This is a genomic window from Aeromonas sp. MR16, from assembly GCF_022549315.1.
Taxonomy (GTDB): domain Bacteria; phylum Pseudomonadota; class Gammaproteobacteria; order Enterobacterales; family Aeromonadaceae; genus Aeromonas; species Aeromonas aquatica.
In genome coordinates this window covers 33,244-39,701 of record NZ_JAKZFK010000037.1, presented here as the reverse complement: position 1 = coordinate 39,701, position 6,458 = coordinate 33,244, and the positions used below count along the sequence as shown (strand labels likewise).

At 55.9% G+C, this 6,458-nt stretch carries 7 protein-coding genes; 1 reads left to right on the top strand and 6 read right to left on the bottom strand.

What is annotated here, in order from left to right:
- Positions 1-187: 187 nt before the first annotated feature.
- Positions 188-805 (bottom strand): c-type cytochrome, encoded by a 618-nt coding sequence (locus MM194_RS19455; protein WP_241344586.1) that lies wholly within the window; start codon positions 803-805, stop codon positions 188-190.
- A gap of 143 nt (positions 806-948) precedes the next feature.
- Between MM194_RS19455 and yihA the strand changes: the two genes are divergently transcribed.
- Positions 949-1,605, top strand: a complete 657-nt coding sequence (yihA, locus tag MM194_RS19450; protein WP_033131399.1) for a ribosome biogenesis GTP-binding protein YihA/YsxC — start codon at positions 949-951, stop codon at positions 1,603-1,605.
- Between the two features lie 1,072 nt (positions 1,606-2,677).
- Here yihA and aroE read toward each other — a convergent pair.
- The 5 genes from aroE to MM194_RS19425 all read right to left on the bottom strand — a co-directional run bounded on the left by aroE (position 2,678) and on the right by MM194_RS19425 (position 6,449).
- On the bottom strand, positions 2,678-3,499 hold the full coding sequence (gene aroE / locus MM194_RS19445) for a shikimate dehydrogenase (RefSeq protein WP_241344584.1): 822 nt from the start codon (positions 3,497-3,499) through the stop codon (positions 2,678-2,680).
- 103 nt (positions 3,500-3,602) lie between these two features.
- Positions 3,603-4,511 carry an oxygen-dependent coproporphyrinogen oxidase gene (gene hemF, locus MM194_RS19440; RefSeq protein ID WP_033131397.1) on the bottom strand — a complete coding sequence of 303 codons (909 nt, stop codon included), beginning with the start codon at positions 4,509-4,511 and terminating at the stop codon, positions 3,603-3,605.
- A gap of 100 nt (positions 4,512-4,611) precedes the next feature.
- On the bottom strand, positions 4,612-5,172 hold the full coding sequence (locus MM194_RS19435) for a Sua5/YciO/YrdC/YwlC family protein (protein ID WP_033131396.1): 561 nt from the start codon (positions 5,170-5,172) through the stop codon (positions 4,612-4,614).
- Between the two features lie 138 nt (positions 5,173-5,310).
- Positions 5,311-5,817 (bottom strand): 5-(carboxyamino)imidazole ribonucleotide mutase, encoded by a 507-nt coding sequence (gene purE, locus MM194_RS19430; RefSeq protein WP_033131395.1) that lies wholly within the window; start codon positions 5,815-5,817, stop codon positions 5,311-5,313.
- 74 nt (positions 5,818-5,891) lie between these two features.
- Entirely contained in the window at positions 5,892-6,449 is a 558-nt protein-coding gene (locus MM194_RS19425) for a type I DNA topoisomerase (protein WP_033131394.1), read from the bottom strand.
- Positions 6,450-6,458: the final 9 nt, after the last annotated feature.

Sequence of the window (6,458 nt, the reverse complement as noted above, 5' to 3'; positions counted from 1 at the left end):
GGCGCAAGGTGAGCAGTGGGAAGAGAGACAGTAGATGTTGAAAGGCTTGGGTATCCATGATGGTGGCCCTCAGGGGGATGACCTATTTCAAGGTTAGCCTTTCAACACGTAATTGGGACAGCGCCAAAAATAAACGGGAAACATGATGTTCCCCGTTTATTTTCAATAAGATAGATTTCAGATGCTATCAGTGCAAACCGGCCACGTATTTGGACAGCGCTTCGATATCCTGATCCGTCAGCTTCTTGGCCACGTCTCGCATCATGCCATTGGGGTCATTTTCGCGAGCAGCCGTGCGGAAGGCGGTGAGCTGCGCCTTGATATAGGCGGGATGCTGCCCCGACAGGCTGGGATACTTGGCCTGCTCGACACCGGAGCCACGCGGTCCGTGGCAAGCGGTACAAGCCGCCAGACCACGGCTCATGTCGCCTCCCATATAGAGCGCCTTGCCAGCGGCGACCACCTCATCAGGCACGGCGACTGGCGTAACCTTCTGACTGGAGAAATAGGCGGCCAGATCGTCCATGTCCTGATCGGACAGGGGCAAAGCCATGGGTCCCATGATGGGAGCAACCCGGCCAGTTTGGCCAGAAGCTGCAGCCTTCAGTTCAACTAATTGTTTTTTGATATATGATGCGTGCTGACCAGCAATCTTGGGATACATGTCAACTGGGCTGTTGCCGTCCGGTCCATGGCAGGCCGCACAGACGGCAGCCTTGGTTTGTCCCGCAGCGGCATCGCCCTTGGCTTGTGCCATCCCAGTTACGCCAACCATCAGAGCAAGAGTAATGACTAGGTTCTTCATGGCGTTCCAACTTTCTCGTTATTAGGCTTCCAGATCCCATGCCGCCGAAGGCATGTTAAAATAAACGCGTTTAAGCGACGCCATTTTACACGATTTCACATAAAAGTAACTCTATAACCCTCTATCTCTATGGGGAATTTACGTTGGATACACAAACTCTAAATTTCAATAAGGTGCATTTTGTGACCAGCGCACCCGACATCCGCCACCTGCCAAATGATGGGGGTGTCGAGATCGCGTTTGCCGGTCGTTCCAACGCCGGTAAGTCATCTGCATTGAATACCTTAACCAAACACAAGAACCTGGCACGCACCAGTAAGACGCCGGGCCGTACCCAGCTGATCAACCTGTTCGAGCTGGAACCAGGCAAGCGTCTGGTCGATCTGCCGGGCTATGGTTATGCCCAAGTACCGTTGGAAATGAAGCTCAAGTGGCAAAAGTCGTTGGCAGAGTATCTGCAACGCCGTGAGTCATTGAAAGGACTGGTGATCCTGATGGATATCCGCCATCCGCTCAAAGAGACTGACATGAACATGCTGGAGTGGAGCGCACACCGTGAACTGCCCGTCATGCTGCTGCTGACCAAGGCCGACAAGCTGAGCCCGGGCCCGCGCAACAACCAAGTGATCAAGGTACGCCAGGCCGTGGCTGAACTGGGCCCGCAGATCCAGGTTGAGGCTTTCTCTTCTCTCACCAACATAGGTGTCGAGAAGCTGGCTCAAACCCTGAGTGGCTGGTATCTGTCCGGCGCTGACATTGCCCCGATTGACACTGACGAAGACGACCGTATCGAGGAGTAAGGTACTCCTCGCCCTGCTCAATGAGCGGAGTTAGTCCTCCGCTGATTGAAAGACTTTCACTCTGCCCCTTCCTTCCAGCCTCTTGTCCCCCTTCATATCGCCGACGCACCTGCCAATGAAATAAGCGTTTATAATCAGAATGATATCTAGTTTGGCTGCTTGGATAATTAACTTGGTGTCAACTTGATAGCGTTTTCAGTTTTCGACCAGGATAGAACCCGATCAGAACCTGAAAGAAACAAAACTGAAATTTTATTACATGACTGCAGAGGGAATAAATGGAGTAGGGACAAAAATGAGGCCAGTAACGCAATCCGCGGTACTGGCCTGAAGCAATGAGTTCAAAAATTGGGAAAAAGCTAACTCTCGAGAACAAAGACGATTGGTTTTCCTCAAGAAACACCCTCATTCTAACAAAAATTGCGCCTCATTAAAGCATTTACTCTAATCGTCGGACATAAAAAAACGCCCCGACGAAGACTCATCGGGGCTGCTATTCAGCCACATTCAATTACGTGAAATAAAAGGTCTGAAAGATAGAACATCTTACCTCTGTACCCTACGCAGATAACTGTACAGCAAAGCAGCAGAAGGTGAAAGTAATTTATGTAATTTATGTAATTTAGTTTCAATGAAAATAGATAAGATAAATTACTTTATTTTTCATATAGATAAAAAAATCCCCAGTACGAATACCGGGGAGTTATAAAGGTGACTAGCTAGCACTTCCTCAACTATCTAGTTAGTCAGCAGCATTTCAAGCAAGTTCCGCTGTATCGGAAAAAAACTTGAAGAATCTTTCGAGTAGGCAAGCAAGATAAGATTAACCAACTGTTTTAAAACAATTTAAATAAAAACCCTATCTAATACAGAAGCACTGACGCTTGAAGATTTTACGGCTATTTCGCCCTGAGCGAGGGCAGGGCGGCTACTCGGACCCATCGCAGACGCCGTTGAACAATAGTTACATCGGCTGCCCTCGATCATCGCCTCTTGCTGCCGCTTCTACTGCACGCCGTCATGTCCATGTCCCGCCCCGCCAAGCGTCAGATCGGGAAACGGATACCCTGGTTCACAGTATCCCCAGATTGCGCTTCAACTCTCGCAATACCTGTTTGGTTCCGGGTCTGATACCACGCCACACGGTGAATGCCTCGGCTGCCTGCTCCACCAGCATGCCCAGCCCATCCATGGTCTGCCGGGCACCATGCTGCTTTGCCCAATGAATAAAGGGGGTGTCCATCGCACCGTACATCATGTCGTAGATGGCGATATCGGCGTGGATCAGGGCTGGATCGAGAGGGGGCAAGTCTCCCTGCAAGCTGGCGGAAGTGGAATTGATGATGAGATCGAACGGCCCCTGCAGTGCCTCGTAGCGCTGGGATCCAACGGCCCCCAACTCATGAAACTCGGTCGCCAGCTGCTCAGCCTTGGCATGGGTGCGGTTGGCGATCACCAGCTCGACTGGTTGTTCGGCCAGCAGGGGAGCCAGCGCCCCCCGGGCCGCGCCACCCGCTCCGAGCAGCAGGATACGGCTACCCGCCAGAGTGATGCCGTGGGCCTTGAGATCCGCCACCAGACCAGCCCCATCGGTATTGTCCCCGAGCAGCACGCCGTCGTCCGTCAGCTTGATGGTGTTGACCGCCCCCGCCAGCCTGGCCCTTGGACTCAGCCGATCGACGAGAGAAAACGCCTGCTCCTTGAAGGGAACCGTCACGTTGCAACCCTTGCCTCCCTCGGCAAAGAAAGCACACAGGACGATGGCAAAGTCATCGACGGCAGGTTCTGAAAGACCGTACTCCAACGCTTGCTGGGTCTGTCTGGCAAATAGGGTGTGGATAAAAGGGGACTTGCTGTGGCGCACCGGGTGGCCAAAAACCAGATAACGATCCATCAATGAGTTCCATCAGAAGGCGATTGTCCGATTTAACGGGTTTTCCCCCTCGGGAACAAGCCGAATATCGGCAACAAAAAGGGGCCGATAAAGGCCCCTCTGCTCACAACCAGTCTCTTGGTACCAGGTAGTCGCGGTAGAGCAATGCCTCTGGGCTGCCCGCCTCCGGCTGCCAGTCATATTCCCAACGCGCCAGGGGGGGCATGGACATCAGGATCGACTCGGTCCGGCCACCGGTCTGCAGGCCAAACAGGGTCCCCCTGTCGTAGACCAGGTTGAATTCCACGTAACGACCACGACGATAGAGCTGGAACGCTCGCTCCCGCTCACCATAAGGCTCTGTCTTGCGACGTTCGACGATCGGCAGATAGGCATCGAGATAGCCATTGCCTACCGCCCGCATGAAGGCGAAACAATCCTCGAATGGCCAACGGTTCAGATCGTCGAAGAAGAGACCGCCAACCCCGCGCGTCTCGTTCCTGTGTTTGAGGAAGAAGTAACTGTCGCACCAGGACTTGAACTCGGGATAGATATCCTCGCCAAAGGGCTGACAGAGGTCGTGGGACACCTGATGCCAGTGCAGTACATCTTCAGCCAAGGGGTAAAACGGCGTTAGATCGAAACCACCGCCAAACCACCAGATGGGATCCTCTCCCTCTTTTTCGGCGATGAAGAAACGTACGTTGGCATGGCTGGTCGGCACATGGGGGTTGTGCGGGTGGATCACCAGCGAGACCCCCATGGCCTCGAACGTGCGACCCGCCAGTTCGGGACGGTGAGCGGTCGCCGATGCTGGCATGGCGTTGCCATAAACATGGGAGAAGTTGACGCCGCCTTGCTCGATCACGGCGCCCTGACGCAATACCCGGGTGCGGCCACCGCCGCCACCGTCGCGGGTCCAGGCATCCTCCACGAAGCGCCCTTCCCCATCGGCCTGCTCCAATGCCCGGCAGATCTCGTCCTGCAACTGCAGCAGGAAGGCCTTGACCTGGGCCACGTCCGGTTTGCTCATCTCGTCTCCAGTCAGGCGGGGTCATGCCCTGCCTGTTTTATTATGATGTCGCGACAGGGCTCGAGGCGCGCCGCTCTTCGACAAAAGAAAACTCCCCTCCTCAGGAAGGGCGAATGACGGCGCCGGTTCTGGCGTCCTTGATCTCGGATGGATTGGCCTGGTCGCCCACTTCGCCGGGCAGCACATAGGCCAGCAGTTGTGTCAGGGTTGCCCCTATGTCGGCGGTGCAACGGGCCGGCTCTTCACCGGTCAGGTTGGCACTGGTGGAGACCAGCGGCTTGCCATAGGCGCGGCACAGGGCCTGCACCTGGGGATGAGCGCTGACGCGCACTGCCAAGGTATCGAAACGACCCGTCAGCCAGGCAGGCGTCGTGGCGCGGGCCGGCATGATCCAGGTGAAGGGACCCGGCCAACTCGCCTGCACGCGAGCAAGCTGCTCGGGGCTGAGCTGGCTGAGATCGATGTAATCCTGCAACTGCGCCACATCGGCGGCGATCAGGATCAAGCCCTTCTCCACCGGACGTTGCTTGATGGTCAGCAGGCGCTGCACCGCTGCCTCGGAGTCGGGATCACAGCCCAGGCCAAACACGGCCTCGGTCGCATAGGCGATCACCCCGTCGGTGCGGAGGGCGGCAATCGCTTGTTCAAATTCATTTGGCATAAAAAATGCGGCAGCCAAGCTACCGCCTCATAACTTATTAAGATTGAACCTGTTAGAGCGGCAGCCGCCGGTGCACATTCGCGCACCCTGTTATCCAGGAAAAGCACAAACCTGTCCGGCTGGCTGCCGCCTCATTACTTACTTGAGCAGTTCAGCCTGCAGGGCGGCATCCTTGGCCATCACCTCTTCGGCATTCTTCTGGCGCTCGGCCCGCACCTTGGCTGCCAGCTCGTCATTACCGACCGCCAGCATCTGGGCAGCCAGGTAACCTGCGTTCTTGGCGCCGGCTTTGCCGATCGCCACTGTCGCTACCGGCACGCCACCCGGCATTTGCACGGTGGAGAGCAGCGCATCCAGGCCCTTGAGCGGACCGCCATCGATAGGCACTCCGATCACCGGGCGGGTGGTGATGCCAGCGACGGCACCGGCCAGGTGGGCAGCCAGCCCGGCGGCACAGATAAAGACCTTGCAGCCACGGGCTTCGGCATCGGTGACGTACTGATGCGTCGCCGCCGGAGTACGGTGCGCGGAGGTCACTTTCACTTCCACTGTGATATCAAAGGTCTTGAGGACTTCAAGGGTGGTTTGCATCACGGGGAAATCTGAGTCAGAGCCCATCAATACGGCAACAAAGGGTTTATTCATGGTGGGAATTTCCTTACTCCAAGTGGGGGGTTGAAGTTCGCCGAAAACGTTTCAATTTGGTTACGGCGGCGGGATTATACCTGCTCAGTTTGATGGCCGCATTTCTTTTGCGGGCAGATCCAGCACAGATTTCCCCTCACTTTCTTCTCTACCATGATGCCCCAGCCACATTTTGGGCAGGGCATGGGGATCGGCTTGTCGTTAACCACATATTTACAATGGGGATAGCCGTCGCAGGAATAAAACTGTTTGCCGTAGCGGGAAGTGCGGCTCACCAGATGGTTCTTGCCACACTCGGGACAGGGTATCTGGGTATCGTCGCTCTCCTGCAGAGATTCGATGTGCTGGCAGGCCGGATACTGGGTACAACCCACAAACAGGCCGTAGCGTCCCTTCTTGATCGCCAGTGGCTGGCCGCAGTCCGGACAGGCCGAACCCTCGAGCACCTTCTCGATGTCGCGACCGGAGGGGGTCAGGGAACGGATATAGTCACAGGAGGGGTAGGCGGAGCAGCCGAGAAAGGGGCCATGCTTGCCCTGGCGGATCACCAGCTCGGCACCACACTGCGGGCAAGGCTCCCGCTCGAACGCAGGTTCGTGGGTGGAGAAAAGGTGATGATCGATCTTTGACATGGGCCGCGC

Bases quoted from the DNA above. Each gene is read 5' to 3' on its own strand.
- MM194_RS19455 (WP_241344586.1), bottom strand. From the start codon at position 805: ATGAAGAACCTAGTCATTACTCTTGCTCTGATGGTTGGCGTAACTGGG.
- aroE (WP_241344584.1), bottom strand. From the start codon at position 3,499: ATGGATCGTTATCTGGTTTTTGGCCACCCGGTGCGCCACAGCAAGTCC.
- hemF (WP_033131397.1), bottom strand. From the start codon at position 4,511: ATGAGCAAACCGGACGTGGCCCAGGTCAAGGCCTTCCTGCTGCAGTTG.
- MM194_RS19435 (WP_033131396.1), bottom strand. From the start codon at position 5,172: ATGCCAAATGAATTTGAACAAGCGATTGCCGCCCTCCGCACCGACGGG.
- purE (WP_033131395.1), bottom strand. From the start codon at position 5,817: ATGAATAAACCCTTTGTTGCCGTATTGATGGGCTCTGACTCAGATTTC.
- MM194_RS19425 (WP_033131394.1), bottom strand. From the start codon at position 6,449: ATGTCAAAGATCGATCATCACCTTTTCTCCACCCACGAACCTGCGTTC.